Source organism: Sphingomonas sp. ACRSK, assembly GCF_022346685.1.
Taxonomy (GTDB): Bacteria; Pseudomonadota; Alphaproteobacteria; order Sphingomonadales; family Sphingomonadaceae; genus Sphingomonas; species Sphingomonas molluscorum.
In genome coordinates this window covers 30,463-47,758 of the sequence record NZ_JAKRNR010000006.1, presented here as the reverse complement: position 1 = coordinate 47,758, position 17,296 = coordinate 30,463, and the positions used below count along the sequence as shown (strand labels likewise).

The following is a 17,296-nucleotide window of genomic DNA, read 5'->3' as shown; positions in this document are numbered from 1 at the left end:
ATGGGAGAAGAAGAGCGGCCCCTTGTGGGGGGGCGAAACGGCGCTCGGTGGTGTGGAATAGAGATAGGAAGCCGCGCGCGTTCGGCAACTCATGCGCCGAAGCCGCCTCAGAGCCTCTTATTGGGGAGCCCGTTCGTCCTGAGTAGCCATTGAGGGAAGTCGAAATGGCGTATCGAAGGATGCTTCGATATGGGGCTTCGGCAAGCTCAGCCCCTACTCAGCACGAACGGGGATGAATGCGGGTCGCTCAGCCCACCTGGCCGAAGCACCAGCGCAGGACCGACTTCTGCGCGTGGAGGCGGTTCGCCGCCTCCGGCCAGATCAGCGACTGCGGCCCGTCGATCACCTCCGGCACCACCTCCTCCCCGCGGTGGGCGGGCAGGCAGTGGAGGAACTTCGCGTCGGGCTTGGCGGCGGCCATCAGCGCCTCCGTCACCTGGAACGGCGCCATGGCCGCAAGCTTCGCATCGGCATGGGCCTGGCCCATCGAGATCCAGGTGTCGGTGACGATCACGTCGGCACCGGACACCGCCTCCAGCGGATCGCGGCAGACGCGCGCGCGGGCGCCCGCCGCTTCCAGCACCTGGGGCGCGGGGTCGAAGCCTTCCGGACAAGCAGCGACCACGTCGAAGTGCATCAGCCCGCCCGCCTCGATGATCGAGTGGAGGACGTTGTTTCCGTCGCCCAGCCACGCCCATTTGCTGCCCGGCAGCGCCTGGCCGGCCTCGATCACCGTCAGCAGGTCCGCCATGATCTGGCAAGGGTGCGAATTGTCGGTGAGGCCGTTGATGACGGGGACGGTGGCATAGGCCGCCATCTCCTCCAGCTTCGCATGGTCGTCGGTGCGCACCATGATGGCGTCGCAATAGCCTGACAGCACGCGCGCGGTGTCGGCGACCGTCTCGCCGCGGCCGAGCTGGCTGGTGCCGCTGTCGAGGATCACCGCGCTGCCGCCGAGCTGGCGCATCGCCATGTCGAACGACACGCGAGTGCGGGTGGAGGATTTCTCGAACACCATCGCCAGCGTGTGGCCGGCGAGCGGCGCGTCGGCGTCGGGGCGCCCCTTGGGAAAGCCGGCGCGGGCCTGCTTGCGGTCGAGCGCGTCGGCGAGCATCGCGGCGACGCCGTCGGCGCCGGCGGAGGAGAGATCGAGGAAGTGACGGGTCTGGGTCATGGCAAAGGCCCTTGGCTCCCCGCCGGACCGGCCGCCCCGTTCGCGAGGGCGGACGGCCAGGACGGGCCGGTCGATGTCAGGTGGCGAGGATCAATCGTCGGCGACGGGCACGAAGGTGCGCGCGCCGGCGGAGAGCTTTTCCACCGCCTCGGCGATGTGGCGCTCGTCGATCACCAGCGGCGGCAGCACGCGCACCACGTTGCCGCCGGCCGAGACGGTCAGCAGCTGATGGTTGTCGCGCAAATGCGCCACGAACTCACGCGCGTCGGCCTTGAGCTTGATGCCGAGCATCAGCCCCTTGCCGCGCACCTCCTCGAACAGGTGGTCGTGGTTGGGGATCATCTGCTCGAGGGCCGAGCGCAGGCGCTCGCCCATCTGCTTTACATGATCGAGGAAGCCCGGCTCCAGCATCACGTCGAGCACCGCCTGGCCCGCCGCCATCGCGAGCGGGTTGCCGCCATAGGTCGAACCGTGGGTGCCATAGACCATGCCCTTGGCCGCTTCCTCGGTCGCGAGGCAGGCGCCGAGCGGGAAGCCGCCGCCGATGCCCTTGGCAACCGACATGATGTCGGGCGTGACGCCATATTGCTCGTGCGCGAAGAAGGTGCCGGTACGGCCATAGCCGCACTGCACCTCGTCCAGCACCAGCAGCAGGCCGTGCTCGTCGCATGCCTTGCGCAGGCCCTGGAGGAACTCCGGCGTCGCGGCCATCAGCCCGCCCTCGCCCTGGACCGTCTCGACCAGGAAGCCGGCGGTCTCGTCGTCGATCTTGGCGAGCGCGCCCTCCAGATCGTTGAAGGACACATAGTCGAAGCCGGGCAGCAGCGGCTCGAACCCGTCGCGCATCTTGGGCTGGTCGGTCGCGGAGATCGCGCCGAGCGTGCGCCCGTGGAAGGCGTTCTGGAAGGTGATGAGCTTGTGCCGCTCCGGATTGCCGTTGGCGTAGTGGTAGCGGCGCGCGGTCTTGATCGCGCACTCCACCGCCTCGGCACCCGAGTTGGTGAAGAACACCGTGTCGGCAAAGCTGTTGTCGACGATGCGCTGCGCCAGCGCCTCCCCCTGCGGGCTGCCGTAGAGGTTGGAGACGTGCATCAGGGTCGCGGCCTGGTCGGCGATCGCCTTCACCAGATGCGGGTGGCCGTGGCCGAGCGCGTTCACCGCGATGCCGGCGGCGAAGTCGAGATAGCGCGTGCCGTCCTCGCTGAAGAGGTAGCAGCCCTCGCCTCGCACCGGGCGCACGCCGCACCGTGGGTAAACGGGCATGAGCGCGGTGATCGACATCGAACGGCCTCCTTCAGGCTAGGTGGAAAAGCTCCAGAAACGCGAAAGGGCGGCCCAGCCAGGCCGCCCTCCCGTTGCTTTACGCGCGACCGGCAAAGCCGGTCAACACCAAGGCTGGTTCACGCGCCTCAGCTCTTGGTCTTCCAGCCGGTTGCGAGCAGCCGATAAGCGATGATGCCGAGCACCACGTCGACGCCCAGGATCACCAGGCTGCCGAGCAGCACGGGCGAGTCGGCGGTGCCGATGAAACCGTAGCGGAAGCCCGAGATGATGTAGAAGAAGGGGTTGGCGTGACTGATCGCCTGGAAGGTCGGCGACAGGCGCTCGACCGAATAGAAGGTGCCGGACAGGAGCGTGAGCGGCCCGACGACGAAGTTCTGCACCGCGGCGGCATGGTCGAACTTCTCCGCCCAGATCGAGGTGAGCACGCCCACCAGCGCCAGGAACACCGAGCCCAGGAAGCCGAACCACAGGATCGCCCAGAGGTGCTGCGGCGTCACGTGCACGCCCGGCCACAGCGCCATCGCCAGCCACACCGCGCCGCCGACCAGGAACGCGCGGGTGACCGCGCCGCCGGTCAGCGCCGCCAGCAGCTCGCCGGTCGAGAGCGGCGGCATCAGATAATCGACGATCGTGCCCTGCATCTTGCCGACCAGCAGCGAGAAGCTGGCGTTGGCATAGGCGTTGGTGAGCATGCCCATGACGATCAGGCCAGGCGCGAGGAAATCGGCAAAGGCGACGGTGCCGCCGCCGACCGGAACCGCCCCGCGTGCCCCCAGCGCGGTGGTGAACACCACGAGGTACAGGAGGGTTTGCACGGCAGGTGCCCAGATCGTCTGGAGCTGCACCTTGAAGAAACGGCGCACCTCCTTGATATAGAGCGCACGCAAGCCGCCCCAGTTGACGTTCCGGATGACCGGAACACCGGGGTCGGAAATCCTGTTTTCGGATGCGAGGGGCTGATCGGCCATGGGTGCCGCCTAGTCGCTGGCGTCGCGGGCCGCAACCCGCACCGGAACCGAGTGGGGAACGACGACGAATGAGTTGGACCGAGGAACGCATCGCCACGCTGACCAAGATGTGGGAAGCCGGGCAGACGGCGAGCCAGATCGCGGAAGAGCTGGGCGGGATCAGCCGCAATGCGGTGATCGGCAAGGCCCACCGGCTGGGGCTGCAGTCGCGTCCCTCGCCCGTTCGCGCCAATGATCCGGAGGCCAAGAAGGCCGCCGCGGCAGCCCCGGCCGCGCCCGTGGCCGCGCCGGTCGAGCCGCCGGCGCCCAAGCGAGTCGAAGCGTCGCCCCCGCCTGCCCCCGAACCGGTGAAGCCGGCGCCGGTACGCGCGCCCGAGCCCGTGCGCGCCGCCGCGCCGGAACCGGCCGAGGAGGACGACACGGCGCCGGCCGCCGAGTCGCGGCCCCAGCCGACGCTGCGTTCGGTCGGCCCCGGCGGCTTCCTGCGCCAGAACCCGGGCGAGAACAGCGCGCCGATCACGCCCGCCCCGCCCCGCCGCCTGGTGCCCGCGCGCCCCAGCGAGGCGATCGCCGGCAAGACCACGCTGCTCGACCTCAACGACCGCATCTGCAAGTGGCCGATCGGCCACCCGGGCGAGCCGGACTTCCACTTCTGCGGCGACAAGGTGAACCCCGGCTTCCCGTATTGCGTCGAGCATTGCGGCCACGCCTATCAGGCGCAGCTGCCCCGCCGCGACCGACGCCCGCCGCCGCCGCTGCCCTATGGCGGCCCGCGCGTCCGCTGAGGCAGAGCACGAAACACCGATCGCCCTGGAACCCCGTTCCGGGGCGATCGCATTTTGACGGGGCTGCGAGGAGGCAAGGATGCGGACTGCGGGTTGGATGATTGCGCTGGCGCTGGCGGGGGTGCCGTTCCCGGCCCTTGCCCAGGCGAAACCCGATCTCGGCGCGAACCTGGAGCGGTTCGATTATCCCTACCCGGTCCGCTGGTTCGAGACGCGCGCGCAGGGCGAGGCGGTGCGCATGGCCTATCTGGACGTGGCGCCGACCGCGGCCGCGAACGGCACCACCGTCGTGCTGCTCCACGGCAAGAACTTCTGCGCGGCCACCTGGGGCGAGACGATCGGAGACCTGGCCGCACGCGGCTATCGCGTGATCGCTCCCGACCAGATCGGCTTCTGCAAATCGTCCAAGCCGGCGGGCTTCCAGTACAGCTTCCACGCGCTGGCGAGCCTGACGGCGGCGCTGCTGGACCGGGCGGGTGCCGGGCGGGTCGTGCTGGTCGGCCATTCGACCGGGGGCGTGCTCGCGACGCGCTTCGCCCTGCTCTACCCCAAGCGCCTGTCGCAGCTGGTGCTGGTCAACCCGCTGGGCCTGAACGACACGCTGGCGGAGGGCGTGCCCTATACGCCGCTCGACGGGCTGCGCGCCGAGGAGGCGAAGACCGACGCCGGCTCGATCAAGGCCTATCAGCTGCGCAACTATTACCACGGCGAGTGGCGCCCGGCCTATGATCGCTGGGTGGCGATGCTCGCCTGGCAATATGCGAGCGCGGAGGGCGACACGGTGCGCGAAGCCCAGGCGCGGCTTTCCGACATGATCGAGACGCAGCCCGTCGCGGCCGAGCTGTCGCGCGTGGCAGTGCCCGTCACCCTCCTCATCGGCCAGCTCGACAAGACCGCGTTTCGCGCCAACACCGCGCCCGAGGCGGTGCGGGCGAAGGTGCGCACCGTGCCGCAGGCGGCGGAGGCGGCGGTGAAGGCCTTTCCCAACGCGCGGCTGGTGCGGCTGCCGGCGCTTGGCCATTCGCCGATGGTCGAGGACCCCAAGAGCTTCCACCTCGCCCTCGCCCACGCGATCCGGCACTGAACCTGGCCGGCGCGCTTTGCGCTGGGGTCGCCCGCGTACTATAGCTGTTCCATGGCAGAAGACCTGTTCGCGTCGCCCTCCTCCACCACCGCCAGCAACAGCTACGACGCCTCGTCGATCGAGGTGCTCGAGGGGCTGGAGCCGGTTCGTCGCCGCCCCGGCATGTACATCGGCGGCACGGACGAGCGCGCGCTGCACCACCTGGCGGCCGAAGTGCTCGACAATGCGATGGATGAGGCCGTCGCCGGCCACGCCAACCGCATCGAGGTGACGCTGGAGGAAGGCAATCGCCTGACCATCGTCGACAACGGGCGCGGCATCCCGGTGGACCCGCACCCGCGCTTCCCCGACAAGTCGGCGCTGGAGGTGATCCTCTCGACGCTGCACTCGGGCGGCAAGTTCACCGGCAAGGCCTATGCGACCTCCGGCGGCCTGCACGGCGTCGGCATCAGCGTGGTGAACGCGCTGTCGTCCGACACGGTGGTCGAGGTCGCGCGCGATCGGCAGCTGTATCGCCAGCGCTTCGCGCGCGGGCAGACGCTGGGGCCGCTCGAAAAGGTCGGCGCGGCGCCCAACCGGCGCGGCACTTCGGTCACCTTCACGCCCGACACCGAGATCTTCGGCGACATGCCGTTCAAGCCGGCGCGGCTGCACAAGCTGGTCCGCTCCAAGGCGTATCTGTTCGCGGGCGTAGAAATCCGGTGGCGCTGTGCGCCGTCGCTGATCTCCGACGACACGCCGGCCGAGGCCGTGTTCCAGTTCCCCGGCGGTCTCGCCGATCACCTCCGCGAGCAGGTGGGCGCGCGCGAGTGCGCCACCTCCGACTTCTTTGCCGGCGCGCAGGAGTTTCCGGACGCGCAGGGCCGTGTCGAATGGGCGGTCGCCTGGCCGCTGTGGAGCGACGGCAGCTACAGCTGGTACTGCAACACCATTCCGACGCCGGACGGCGGCACCCACGAGCAGGGCCTGCGCCAGGCGCTGGTGCGTGGCCTGCGCGGCTTCGGCGAGTTGGTGGGGCAGAAAAAGGCCAAGGACTTGACGCCCGACGACGTGCTCACCGGGTCCGAAGTAATGTTGTCGGTGTTCATCCGCGACCCGCAGTTCCAGAGCCAGACCAAGGACCGGCTGACCTCGCCCGACGCCACCGCGCTGGTCGAGAAGGCCGTGCGCGACCATTTCGACCATTATCTCTCCGACAACATGGAGCGCGGCCGCGCGCTGCTCGGCTATGTGCTGGAGCGGATGGACGAGCGCCTGCGCCGCAAGCAGGAGCGTGAGGTCAAGCGCAAGACGGCGACCTCGGCCCGCAAGCTGCGCCTGCCGGGCAAGCTCACCGACTGCGCCGCCGATGATCCCGCCGGCACCGAGCTGTTCATCGTCGAGGGCGACTCGGCCGGCGGCTCGGCCAAGCAGGCGCGCGACCGCAAGACGCAGGCGATCCTGCCGATCCGCGGCAAGATCCTGAACGTAGCCAGCGCCACCAGTGCCAAGATCCTGGCAAACCAGGAAATCGCCGACCTGATCCTCGCCATGGGTTGCGGCACGCGCAAGGACTGCGACCCCAGCCACCTGCGCTACGAGCGCATCGTCATCATGACGGACGCCGACGTCGACGGCGCGCATATCGCGACGCTGTTGATGACCTTCTTCTTCCAGGAGATGCCGGACCTGGTGCGGCGCGGGCACCTCTACCTGGCGCAGCCGCCGCTCTATCGCCTGACGGTGGGGGCGAAGAGCCTCTACGCGCGTGACGATGCGCACCGCGCCGAGCTGGAGCGTACCGCGTTCAAGGGCAAGAAGGTCGAGGTCGCGCGCTTCAAGGGCCTGGGCGAGATGAACCCGATGCAGCTGCGCGAGACCACCATGGATCCCAAGACGCGCTCGATGATCCGCATCACCCTGCCCCAGGAATATGAGGAGCGCGCAGGGGTGAAGGACCTGGTCGACCGGCTGATGGGCAATAATCCCGCCCACCGCTTCGCCTTTATCCAGGAGAATGCGGCAAGGCTGGATGAAGAAGTGATCGACGCCTGAAAAGCGCGTGACAGACGACGTCGCCGCTTGTTAGCCTCGTCATCGGAACTCCCGATGGCGAGGTCTTGGCGATGCTGCGAACTGCACTTGGCGTGTCCCTTTCCATGCTGCTGGCTTCGGCGGCAGCGGCCCAGGAGGCGCCGGAGAGCGCGGGAGGCGAGGTCGTCGTCACCGCCGTCCGGCTGGAGCAGACGGAACAGAGGCTGGCCGCGTGCATCGCGCGCCACTGCCCTCCCGCCGAAGACGTCGCCGCCTCGCTCTCCCATGTCGAGAACCAGTTCGTGGCCGGAGCGTATCGCGACGCCCGGCGGACGATCGCGGAGGCGATCCGGCGCAATCGCGGGTTTGCAAAGACCAATCCCGTGGACGTGGCCGTGCTCTACCGCGCCGACGCACGGATCCACGCACACCTGGGGGACGGCGACGGGATGAAGGCCGCCATGCGGGGCATGCTCGCCTCCCTGCGCGCAGGGCTCTCGGAGACCGATCCGCAGACGCTCTATGGCCGCATCGAGCTGGTCGACGGACTTTCCGAACTGGGCAACATCCGTGGGGCGGAACGCGAGTACAAGGCCATTGCCGAGGACGCGGCGGCAGCCGGGCAGCCGACGATCCGGAACTTCGCGCTGCTGCGTACCGCTTCGCTCAAGGTCTCCCTCGCGCAGCTCAGCGAGCGGTTTCGCCCGGAGGCCCGTGCCGCGCTCCGGCAGCTGAAGACCGCCTCCGCGTCCGATGCGACCGGCTTCCGACTGGCGACACAGGTGCTCGAGACCCGGCTGGCGATGGCCGAGGGAGCCCCGGACGCGGTCGATGCGCTGATCGCCCGAGTGCAGGCGGAACCGGCCAGCACGCCGCGCCTGCTCTACAGCGAGCCGGTCAAGCTCGGCGCCGGCAAGTGGAACGATCCGCCGCTCCAGAGTTATGAGGACCAGTGGATCGACGTCGCTTTCTGGATTGGTCCGGACGGCCGCACCCGCGACGCAGCGCTGCTGCGGCAGAGTGAGCATTACAGCGGTGGATGGAACAAGCGCGTGCTCGAATCGCTGGCGTCCCGCCGCTATGTCCCGCTGGCGCTCCCCCCGGGCGATCCGGGGCTCCTGCGGGTGGAACGCTACACCATCACCTCTCGCCTGGCGACGAAACTCGGGTCGCGCATCCCCCAGCCGACCGGGCTGCCGCGCGTGGAGGTGCTCGACCTGACGATGGACGCACCGCCGCCGGGTATGAACCCGCAGCAGGCGAGCTGAGCGGGTGCCGCTTTGCCCGTTTCGGGCTGCTGCGTTGGGAGTCGCGCTTGCGACCGGGATGCCCCTTGCCGCGCAGGAAGCGCCCGCTCCTGCCCCTGAGGCGCAGGCGGTGACCGCATCGCCGGAGTTGCGGCAGCGGGCCGAGGCGCTGGCGGCGGCGATCACGGGGAACATCCCCTATGACCGCTATTTCGCGCCGAGCTTCCGAGCGGCGATCCCGGAGGCGGCATTCCGGCAGGTGCGCGACCAGCTGACGGGGGGCTTCGGGAAGCCGACACGGCTCGAAGCCCTGGTGGCGCGTACGCCCCATGTCGCCGACTTCCGCCTCGGCTTCGAGCGCGGAACGGCGGTCGGGCAGATCGTGGTCGATCCCGCGGCGCCGCACCTGGTGACCGGCCTCCGCATCACCGGCAGCGAACCGCGCGAGGCGCCGGAGGCGAGCATCCAGGCGGTGGTCGACGCGATCCGCGCCCTGCCGGGTGCCACCGGCTTTGCGCTCGCGCGGCTGGAGGATGGCGGCCCCGTGCGCCTGGCGGCGCACGATCCTGCCACGCCGCTTGCGATCGGCTCCACGTTCAAGCTGGTGATCCTGGCGGAGCTGGTGCGGGCCACGGCCGCAGGCGAGCGCAGGTGGGACGACATGGTGACGCTGGATGGCAGCCCGCTTCCGGCCGGAGGCTATACGAGCAAGCCTGCGGGGACGCGCGTCTCGCTGCGCGAACTGGCGACGCAGATGATCTCCGTCAGCGACAATTCCGCCACCGACATCCTGCTGCGCGCGCTGGGGCGCGACAAGGTGGAGGCGATGCTGCCGGTGATCGGCATCCGCGATGCGCGCGGGCGCAACACGCCGTTCCTGGGCACCCTGGAGGCGTTCAAGCTCAAGGGCGTGGAAGGCGGTGCGCTTGGGCAGCAGTGGGAGGCGGCGGACGTCGCCGGCCGCCGCGCGCTGCTGGACGGAGCGGTCGCGCAAGCACCGGTGTCGGCGATCCCGACCTCGCTGTTTCAGGATGGCAAGCCGATCCGGATCGCGACGGTCGAGTGGTTCGCCTCGGCCGACGACCTGCTGCGGGTGATGGACTGGCTGCGGCGCAATACCGAAGGGCCAGCGGGAGCGGAGGCGCGCGCGGTGCTGTCGAAGAACCCCGGCATTGCGCCGGCGAACGCCGCCCGCTGGGACTGGGTGGGCTACAAGGGCGGATCGGAGCCCGGGGTGATCAACATGACGCTGCTGATGCGGGCCAAGTCCGGCGGCTGGGTGGCCATGGCCGGAAGCTGGAACAACCCGCAGGCGGCGATCGACGAGGCGCGGTTCGTCGGGTTGATCAACAAGGCGGCGGCGCTGGCTGCGCCGTAGGAAGTGCGCTGCGGCGCGCCCGGGGACCTTACGGGCCATTCCAGTGCTCCTGCGAAGGCAGGAGCCCAGGGTTCCGGACGCCACCGCCGGTTGCTCGGCTGAGCCCTGGATCCCTGCCTCCGCAGGGATACGGTGGTGGGGTTGGTACCGTCCCTCAAATTCCCCGCGTCGCAGCGAGGGACTGCGCACCTTCCGATCGTGCCCCACCTGGGCCCCGGCCTTCGCCGGGGTACAGGAGGTGTGTGGAACGCCGCCCCGGCTCAGGCCTTGGCCTCGTCCTCTTCCTCGGGCGGGGTGTTGCGGGCGCGCTTGCGCTCGGTGAACCAGATGCCGATCAGCGCGACCTCGTAGAGCAGCACCAGCGGGATCGCGAGGAGCATCTGCGACCAGACGTCAGGAGGCGTCAGCACCGCCGAAAGCGCAAAGGCAGCGACGATCGCATAGCGGCGTGCGCTCACCAGCTGCTGGCGGGTGACGATGCCGGCGAGTTCCAGCAGCATCAGCAGCACGGGCAGCAGGAACGCGAGGCCGAACGCGAACAGGAACTGCATCACGAACGACAGGTAGTTGGCGACCGAGGGCAGCGCCTCCTGCTGCACGCCGCCGAGATTGCCCTGGTAGCCGAGCAGGAAGTGCAGCGCGACCGGGATGGTGACGTAATAGGCGAGCGCCGCGCCCATCAGGAACAGGACCGGCGTCGCGAGCAGGAAGGGGAACAGCGCCTTCTTTTCCGACCGGTAGAGGCCGGGCGCCACGAACTGCCACAGCTGGTTCGCGATCACCGGGAAGGACAGCATCATCGCCGCAAAGAAGGCGACCTTCACCTGGACGAAGAAGCCTTCGAAGATCTGGGTGAAGATGATCCGCTTCTGCCCGGCCGCGAGCAGCGGCTGGACCAGGAAGGCAAAGATCTGTTCCGAGAAATAGAAGCAGGCGCCGAACGCGATCGCGATCGCGATCAGCGAGTAGATGAGGCGCTGGCGAAGCTCGATCAGATGGTCAAGCAGCGGTGCCTGGCTGTCGTCGATGTCCCTCACGACGGCGCCTTTCCATCCAGCGCCGGCGGCTGGGCCGGGCGATCGTCCTCGCCCGCGGGCTCGACATGCGGTTTTTCGACCATGACCGGCGCGTCCTGCGCGTCGGTGGAGAACGGCGCCGTGTCCGCTGCGCCCGTTTCAGGGGCGGCGGGGCTGGCGGTGTCCGCAGCCGGGAGCGCCGGATGCTCGCGCAGAATGCGGGCGTTTTCCTCCGCCCACTTCTTTTCCATCTCGGCCAGTTCCGCCTCGCGCACCATGGCGTCGAAGCCGGAGCGGAACTGGCGCGCGACGCCGCGTGCCTTGCCGACCCAGTGGCCGACGAAGCGCATTGCCTTTGGCAGGTCCTTCGGGCCGATCACCAGCAGCGCAACCACGGCCACCAGCATCAGCTCGGTCGGAGCGATATCGAACATTCAGCGCCCGTTCGCGTCGAGGGGCGCGCCGGGCGCGCCCGTGAAGATCAGGATCAGCGGTCGTCGCGGGTGCGGTCGGCGTCGCGCACCGGATCGACCACGGGATCGCGAACCGGCTCACGCGGGGGCGCAACCTCGGCATCATAGCCGCGGTTCGCGTCGGTGCGCTGCTCCAGACGGGTCGGGCGCGCGGGCGGCAGATCGTCGTCTTCCTCGGCCATGCCCTTCTTGAAGCTCTTCAGTCCCTTGGCGACATCGCCCATCATGTCGGAAAAGCGGCCCTTGCCGAACAGCAGGAGCACGATGATCCCGACGATCAGCCAATGCCAGATGCTAAGACCGCCCATTGTCACTCTCCATTACGCGTTGGCGCCCACTTAGTCGCTCTCGTCGCCGCTTTCTAGCTCGCCCGCAAGGGCAACGTCGATCGGATCGAGCAGGCCGGCGGCGCGCAAGTCGTCCATTCCCGGCAGATCGCGGCGCGTGCGAAGGCCGAAGTGGGTCAGGAATTCGGGCGTAGTGGCGTAGGTGAGCGGCCGGCCCGGCACTTCGCGACGGCCGGCGGGACGCACCCAACCGGCCTCCATCAGCACGTCGATGGTGCCCTTTGCCACCTGAACCCCACGAATCGCCTCGATCTCGGCGCGCGTGACCGGCTCGTGATAGGCGATGATCGCCAGCGTCTCGATGCCCGCGCGGGACAGGCGGCGCGGCTCCTCGCGATCGCGGCGCAGGAAGCGGGCGAGATCGGGCGCGGTCTCGAAATGCCAGCGGTCGCCGCGGCGGACAGGCGCGATGCCGCGGCCGGCGTAATCGGCGACGAGCTGGTCGAGCGCACGCGGAACGTCCGCCCCCTCCCCCACATAGGCGCGGATCGCGGCGACGCTCATCGGCGAGTCGGCCGCGAACAGCACCGCCTCCACCGCGCGAACCAGTTCGTCGGGTGCAGTGCTCACCGGATCGCCCGGATGCGCAGCGGCGCGAAGGGGGCGCTCTGGTCGAGCTCGACCTTCCCCTGCCGCGCGAGCTCCAGCGCCGCGAGGAAGCTGGAGGCGAGCGCCGAGCGGCGGAAGGCGGCGTCGGCATCCTCGGGCAGGAAGCGCTCCAGCACCGTCCAGTCGAGATGAGTGCCGAGCATCGCCGACACCCGCTCGATCGCGGTCTCCAGCGTCATCACCGGGCGATGCTGGACGATGTGGAGCACCGGGCGGGTGCGCGCGCTCACCCGGCCATAGGCGGCGACCAGGTCGTAGATCTCGGCCTGCCAGATCGTCTGGCGCAGGACGCGCAGCCCTTCGGGTGCACCGCGCGGAAAGACGTCGCGGCCGATGCGGTCGCGCGCGAGCAGGCGGGCACCGGCCTCGCGCATTGCGTTCAGCCGCTCGAGGCGGAGTTGCAGGCGGAGCGCCAGTTCCTCCGGGTCGGGCTGCGCCTCCGGGTCGCGCGGCAGCAGCAGCGCGGACTTCAGGAAGGCGAGCCAGGCGGCCATCACGAGATAGTCGGCGGCGAGTTCCAGCTTCAGCGCGCGCGCCTGCTCGACATAGGCGAGATATTGCTCGACCAGCTTCAGGATCGAGATTTCGCGCAGGTCGACCTTCTGCGTCCGGGCGAGCGCCAGCAGCAGGTCGAGCGGGCCTTCCCAGCCCTCCACCTCCACCGTCAGCGTGTCGTCCGTTTCCATGAGGGTGTTAGACAGGGTCCGCGTGCGGATTGCCAGAGGGGCGGCGTCGTGCGCGTCTGAGCGTCGCAGGCGGCTAACCCAGCGTGCAACCCGTACCCCGGCGGAGGCCGGGCCCCAGTTGCGGTGTCCTGGCGGGGGGTTGCACTCCCTTACCGCCGCCTTCCCAACTGGGCCCCGGCCTTCGCCGGGGTACGAAGAAGGAGCAGCGCGTTTGGTTCAGGCGAGCGCCAGGAGGGCGTCGCGCTTTGCGATCAGGGGAGCGATGTCGGTCGCTTCGGCAGGGCGGGTCACGCTCGCCATGGCGCGATCCAGTCTTGCGCGGCTTTCGGGTGCGATCTCGCCGAGGCGGCCGGCGATCTCGACCATCTCGTCCATGCGGGCCCAGCAGTCGAGCACCAGGTCGCAGCCGGCGGCGATTGCAGCCGCGGCCTTTTCGCCGGCGGTCCCGGACAGCGCCTTCATGTCGATGTCATCGGTCATCAGCAGCCCGTCGAAGCCGATGCGGCCGCGGATCACCTCTCCGATCACGGTCGGCGAGAGGGTGCCGGGGCGCTCGGCATCCCAGGCGCGATAGACGACGTGCGCGGTCATCCCCATCGGCGCATTCGCCAAGGTACGGAACGGCGCCATGTCCTGCTCCAGTGCCGCGGCATCGGCGTCGACCACGGGTAGTTCGAGGTGGCTGTCGACCACCGCACGGCCGTGGCCGGGCATGTGCTTGACGACGCCGACGACACTGGCGCGGGCGAGTCCGTCGAGCACCGCGCGGCCGATCGCGGCGACCTGCAGCGGATCAGCGCCATAGGTGCGCTCGGCCACGGCGGGGGTGGTGTCGGGCTGGCGCACGTCGAGCAGCGGCAGGCAGTCGACGGTGATGCCGACCTCTGCGAGCGTGTGGCCGATCGCCTCGGCATTGGCGCGGGCGGCTTCGATCGCCGAGGCCGGGGCCACGTCCCACAGCCGGGCGAAGGCGGCACCGGCAGGAAATGCCGGCCACTCGGGCGGCTTCATGCGAGAGACCGCCCCGCCCTCCTGGTCGATCAGGATCGCCAGGTCGTCGCGGCCGGTGAGCGCACGCAGCGAATCGGTGAGCGCGCGCAGCTGCGGGCGGTCGACGACGTTGCGGCCGAACAGGATGAAGCCGGCCGGCTCCACATCGCGGAAGAAGGCGGCTTCACCGTCGGTGAGCGCGGGGCCGGACAGGCCGAAGATCACGGGCTTCATGCCCGCTGCCTAGCGGCTTGGAGGCGGGATTAGAACACCCCGAGGGCGGGGTTCGTCGCGCGCATCTGCGGAGCGAGCCCGCCTCCGAGAGGGGCGTACTCCCGCGAAGGCGTGACTTCTGCGGAACGGGGGCCGCCGTCCTTTACCCGTGTTCCTGCGCAGGCAGCAATCCAGGGCCAAGCAGACTAACGCCTTGCGGTGCTTGGAACCCTGGGCTCCTGCTTTCGCAGGAGCGCGGCGGGTTTGGTCCCGTCGGGCCTACGACACTGGTAGGAAGCGGCGGCGAGGTGCGCTGCGCCTTCGCTTCGGTCACCCAACTGGGCCCCGGCCTTCGCCGGGGTTACGGTGTCGGGAAAACGGACGCGTCAGCGGGCGATGTAGCAGCCTTCGCCGGCGAGCTTGAGCTTGCCGCACAGTTCGCCCGCCTTGGGAGCGTCGCCCGCGTCGACGCGCAGCCGGTAGACGGTCTTGCCGTTGACCTCGGCCTGCTCGATCGAGGGGGTGAGCGGGGCGAGATAGCCGAAGCGCTTGGTGAGGCGCTGCCAGCTGCTGTTGGCGACGCTTGCCTGCGGGAAGGAGCCGAGCTGGACCACCGAGCCGGAGGCGGTGCGGACCGGCGCCGCTGCCGCCTGGCGGGCGGGCGCGCGGGCCTGGAGCTGGCCGGCGGAGGCCGGAACCGCTGCCACCACCTTGGCCGCACCCTCGGACGGGGTCGCGGCGGGCGCCTGTGCCGGTGCCGCCTGGCCCAGGACGGGCGCCTCGGGCACCTTGCTCAGGTCGACAGTCGCGGCGCCCCCGTCCCGGCCTTCGCTGGTCGCAAAGACGGTGTCGCCGGTGCCTTCCACTTCCATGCCGCCGGGCTGGTCCGGCTTCACCTTGTACGGACCCTTCTCCGCGGTGATGATCGCGCCGTTGCCACCGCCGCCGCCCGTGACGTTCGCGCCGAAGTTGAGCGCCGCCCAGATGACGCCGCCGAGCACGGCGATGCCGACCAGGACGAGCAGCAGCACCCGCCACAGCGAGGCAGTCGCCTCGGGCGGGGGCTCGACGCTCTCCAGCCACGGCAGGCGATCCTCGTCGCGTGCGTGCATGCCCGTCGCCAGCCGTTCGGCCATCAATGCATCTCCTCGACGGCCTCGACCCCCATCACGGCGAGCCCGTTGCGGATGATCTGCCCGATTGCGTCGGCCAGGAAAAGCCGCGCGCAGGTGAGCGCCGGATCGTCGGGCTGGAGGGTGCGGCGCGACGGATCGTCGTTGCCCATGTTCCAGGCGGCGTGGAATTCCGCCGCCAGATCATAGAGATAGAAGGCGATGCGATGCGGCTCGCGCGCGGTCGCCGCGGCTTCCGCGACGCGCGGGAACTGGGCGGCGCGCTTCACCAGGCGCAGCTCCGTCGTATCAAGCCGGGACAGGTCGACCGTGTCGCACTCGATCCCCGCCTCCCGCGCGCGCCGGTGCAGCGAGGCGACTCGCGCATGGGCGTACTGGACGTAGAAGACCGGATTGTCCTTGGACGCCTCCACCACCTTGGCGAAGTCGAAGTCCATCTGCGCATCCGCCTTGCGGGTGAGCATGGTGAAGCGGACGACGTCCTTGCCGACTTCCTTCACCACGTCCGCGAGCGTCACGAAGTTGCCGGCGCGCTTCGACATCTTCACCGGCTCGCCGGCGCGCAGCAGGCGCACCATCTGCACGAGCTTGACGTCGAAGCGGGTCTTGCCCTCGGTCAGCGCCTGGACGGCGGCGACGATGCGCTTGACGGTGCCGGCGTGGTCGGCGCCCCAGATGTCGATCAGCTGGTCGGCGGTCTGCGCCTTCTGGAAATGATAGGCGAGGTCGGCGCCGAAATAGGTCCACTGGCCGTTGGACTTCTTGATCGGGCGATCCTGGTCGTCGCCGAACTGAGTGGAGCGGAACAGCGGCAGCTCAACCGGCTCCCAGTCCTCGGGCGTCTCGCCCTTGGGTGCTTCGAGCACGCCGTCGTAGACGAGGCCGCGCTCGCGCAGCCACGCCTCGGCCGCCTCGGGCTTGCCGGCCGCCTGAAGCTCGGCCTCGGACGAGAACAGGTCGTGGTGGATGCCGAGCAGCGCCAGATCGTCTTTGATCATGACGAGCATGGCGGCGACGGCCTCCTTGCGGAACATCGCCAGCCACTCGCTCTCGGGCGCGTCGACGAAGCGGGCGCCGTGCTCGGCCGCGAGCTTCTCGCCGATCGGCTTGAGGTAATCGCCGGGGTAGAGGCCCTCCGGGATCTCGATCGTCTCGCCCAGCGCCTCGCGGTAGCGCAGGTGTGCCGAGCGGGCGAGCACGTCGACCTGGCCGCCGGCGTCGTTGACGTAATATTCGCGGATCACCTTGTGGCCGACGAACTCGAGCACGCTGGCGAGCGCGTCGCCGACCACCGCGCCGCGGCAATGGCCCATGTGCATGGGACCCGTCGGGTTGGCCGAGACGTATTCGATGTTGACGGTGGTCCCCGCCCCCATCGTCGAGCGGCCGTAATCGCCGCCCGCCTGGATGATGCCGCGCAGCTCGTCGCGCCAGGTGTCGTCGGTCAGCGTCAGGTTGATGAAGCCCGGGCCCGCGACCGACACTTCGGCCACGGCGTCGAGCTTGCCGAGTTCGGCGGCGAGCTTTTCGGCGAGCGCACGCGGATTGGTGCGCGCGGGCTTGGCCAGCACCATCGCGGCGTTGGTCGAAAGATCGCCGTGGCTCGCGTCGCGGGGCGGCTCCACCGTGACGGCGCGTCGTTCCAGCCCCTCGGGCAGGTCGCCCGCCGCGACCAGCGCGTCCAGGGCGGCATCGAGATGGGCGGCAAAGCGTGCGTACAGCGTCATGGGCGTTCCGGTGGTGAAAATCAGGCGCGGCTGTAGAGGAGTTTTCCGTTCGCTTGAACCATCATCCTGACGAAAGTGGGATTGCGGGCCTATTCCGCCGCAGTGCTCCCGCGCAGGCGGGAGCCCAGGGTTCCAGACGCAACGGGTGGTGGTTTCGTGTGGCCCTGGG

Annotated in this window: 16 protein-coding genes; 5 read left to right on the top strand and 11 right to left on the bottom strand. The window is 69.6% G+C overall.

The window, feature by feature from the left end; all coding sequences use genetic code 11:
• Positions 1-247: 247 nt before the first annotated feature.
• The 3 genes from argF to MHZ35_RS04835 form a co-directional block, all read right to left on the bottom strand.
• Complete coding sequence (gene argF, locus MHZ35_RS04845; protein WP_239434617.1) at positions 248-1,174, bottom strand: ornithine carbamoyltransferase; 927 nt, start codon at positions 1,172-1,174, stop codon at positions 248-250.
• Positions 1,175-1,264: 90 nt separating this feature from the next.
• The gene (locus MHZ35_RS04840; protein ID WP_239434616.1) at positions 1,265-2,455 is read right to left on the bottom strand and encodes an aspartate aminotransferase family protein; all 1,191 of its coding nucleotides are present in this window, start codon (positions 2,453-2,455) and stop codon (positions 1,265-1,267) included.
• Between the two features lie 128 nt (positions 2,456-2,583).
• Entirely contained in the window at positions 2,584-3,426 is an 843-nt protein-coding gene (locus MHZ35_RS04835; protein ID WP_132883249.1) for an ABC transporter permease, read from the bottom strand.
• 68 nt (positions 3,427-3,494) lie between these two features.
• On the opposite strand from MHZ35_RS04835, the gene MHZ35_RS04830 reads away from it, so the two are divergent.
• The 5 genes from MHZ35_RS04830 to MHZ35_RS04810 all read left to right on the top strand — a co-directional run bounded on the left by MHZ35_RS04830 (position 3,495) and on the right by MHZ35_RS04810 (position 9,933).
• Complete coding sequence (locus tag MHZ35_RS04830; protein ID WP_132883248.1) at positions 3,495-4,211, top strand: GcrA family cell cycle regulator; 717 nt, start codon at positions 3,495-3,497, stop codon at positions 4,209-4,211.
• 79 nt (positions 4,212-4,290) lie between these two features.
• Positions 4,291-5,295: an alpha/beta fold hydrolase gene (locus tag MHZ35_RS04825; protein ID WP_239434615.1), complete on the top strand. Its 1,005-nt coding sequence runs from the start codon at positions 4,291-4,293 to the stop codon at positions 5,293-5,295.
• A 51-nt stretch (positions 5,296-5,346) separates the two neighbouring features.
• A complete protein-coding gene (gene parE, locus MHZ35_RS04820) occupies positions 5,347-7,329 on the top strand; it encodes a DNA topoisomerase IV subunit B (RefSeq protein WP_239434614.1) in 1,983 nt (660 codons plus the stop codon).
• Positions 7,330-7,421: 92 nt separating this feature from the next.
• Complete coding sequence (locus MHZ35_RS04815; protein ID WP_239434613.1) at positions 7,422-8,576, top strand: TonB C-terminal domain-containing protein; 1,155 nt, start codon at positions 7,422-7,424, stop codon at positions 8,574-8,576.
• 58 nt (positions 8,577-8,634) lie between these two features.
• Complete coding sequence (locus MHZ35_RS04810; RefSeq protein WP_239434612.1) at positions 8,635-9,933, top strand: serine hydrolase; 1,299 nt, start codon at positions 8,635-8,637, stop codon at positions 9,931-9,933.
• Positions 9,934-10,193: 260 nt separating this feature from the next.
• Here the strand turns inward: MHZ35_RS04810 and tatC are convergent, their stop codons facing one another.
• The 8 genes from tatC to argS form a co-directional block, all read right to left on the bottom strand.
• Complete coding sequence (gene tatC / locus MHZ35_RS04805; RefSeq protein WP_239434611.1) at positions 10,194-10,970, bottom strand: twin-arginine translocase subunit TatC; 777 nt, start codon at positions 10,968-10,970, stop codon at positions 10,194-10,196.
• Positions 10,967-11,383 carry a Sec-independent protein translocase protein TatB gene (gene tatB / locus MHZ35_RS04800; RefSeq protein WP_239434610.1) on the bottom strand — a complete coding sequence of 139 codons (417 nt, stop codon included), beginning with the start codon at positions 11,381-11,383 and terminating at the stop codon, positions 10,967-10,969. Before tatB ends, tatC begins: the two co-directional genes overlap by 4 nt.
• 53 nt (positions 11,384-11,436) lie before the next feature.
• Positions 11,437-11,730, bottom strand: a complete 294-nt coding sequence (locus tag MHZ35_RS04795) for a twin-arginine translocase TatA/TatE family subunit (protein WP_132883241.1) — start codon at positions 11,728-11,730, stop codon at positions 11,437-11,439.
• A 30-nt stretch (positions 11,731-11,760) separates the two neighbouring features.
• Positions 11,761-12,339, bottom strand: coding sequence for an SMC-Scp complex subunit ScpB (gene scpB, locus MHZ35_RS04790; protein WP_132883240.1), 579 nt, complete (start codon positions 12,337-12,339; stop codon positions 11,761-11,763).
• Positions 12,336-13,064 carry a segregation and condensation protein A gene (locus MHZ35_RS04785; RefSeq protein WP_125961440.1) on the bottom strand — a complete coding sequence of 243 codons (729 nt, stop codon included), beginning with the start codon at positions 13,062-13,064 and terminating at the stop codon, positions 12,336-12,338. The genes scpB and MHZ35_RS04785 overlap by 4 nt, the downstream gene beginning before the upstream one ends.
• Before the next feature lie 216 nt (positions 13,065-13,280).
• Positions 13,281-14,288: a glycoside hydrolase family 3 N-terminal domain-containing protein gene (locus MHZ35_RS04780; protein WP_239434609.1), complete on the bottom strand. Its 1,008-nt coding sequence runs from the start codon at positions 14,286-14,288 to the stop codon at positions 13,281-13,283.
• 365 nt (positions 14,289-14,653) lie between these two features.
• On the bottom strand, positions 14,654-15,403 hold the full coding sequence (locus MHZ35_RS04775; protein ID WP_239434608.1) for an SPOR domain-containing protein: 750 nt from the start codon (positions 15,401-15,403) through the stop codon (positions 14,654-14,656).
• Complete coding sequence (gene argS, locus MHZ35_RS04770) at positions 15,403-17,127, bottom strand: arginine--tRNA ligase (RefSeq protein ID WP_239434607.1); 1,725 nt, start codon at positions 17,125-17,127, stop codon at positions 15,403-15,405. The genes MHZ35_RS04775 and argS overlap by 1 nt, the downstream gene beginning before the upstream one ends.
• Positions 17,128-17,296: the final 169 nt, after the last annotated feature.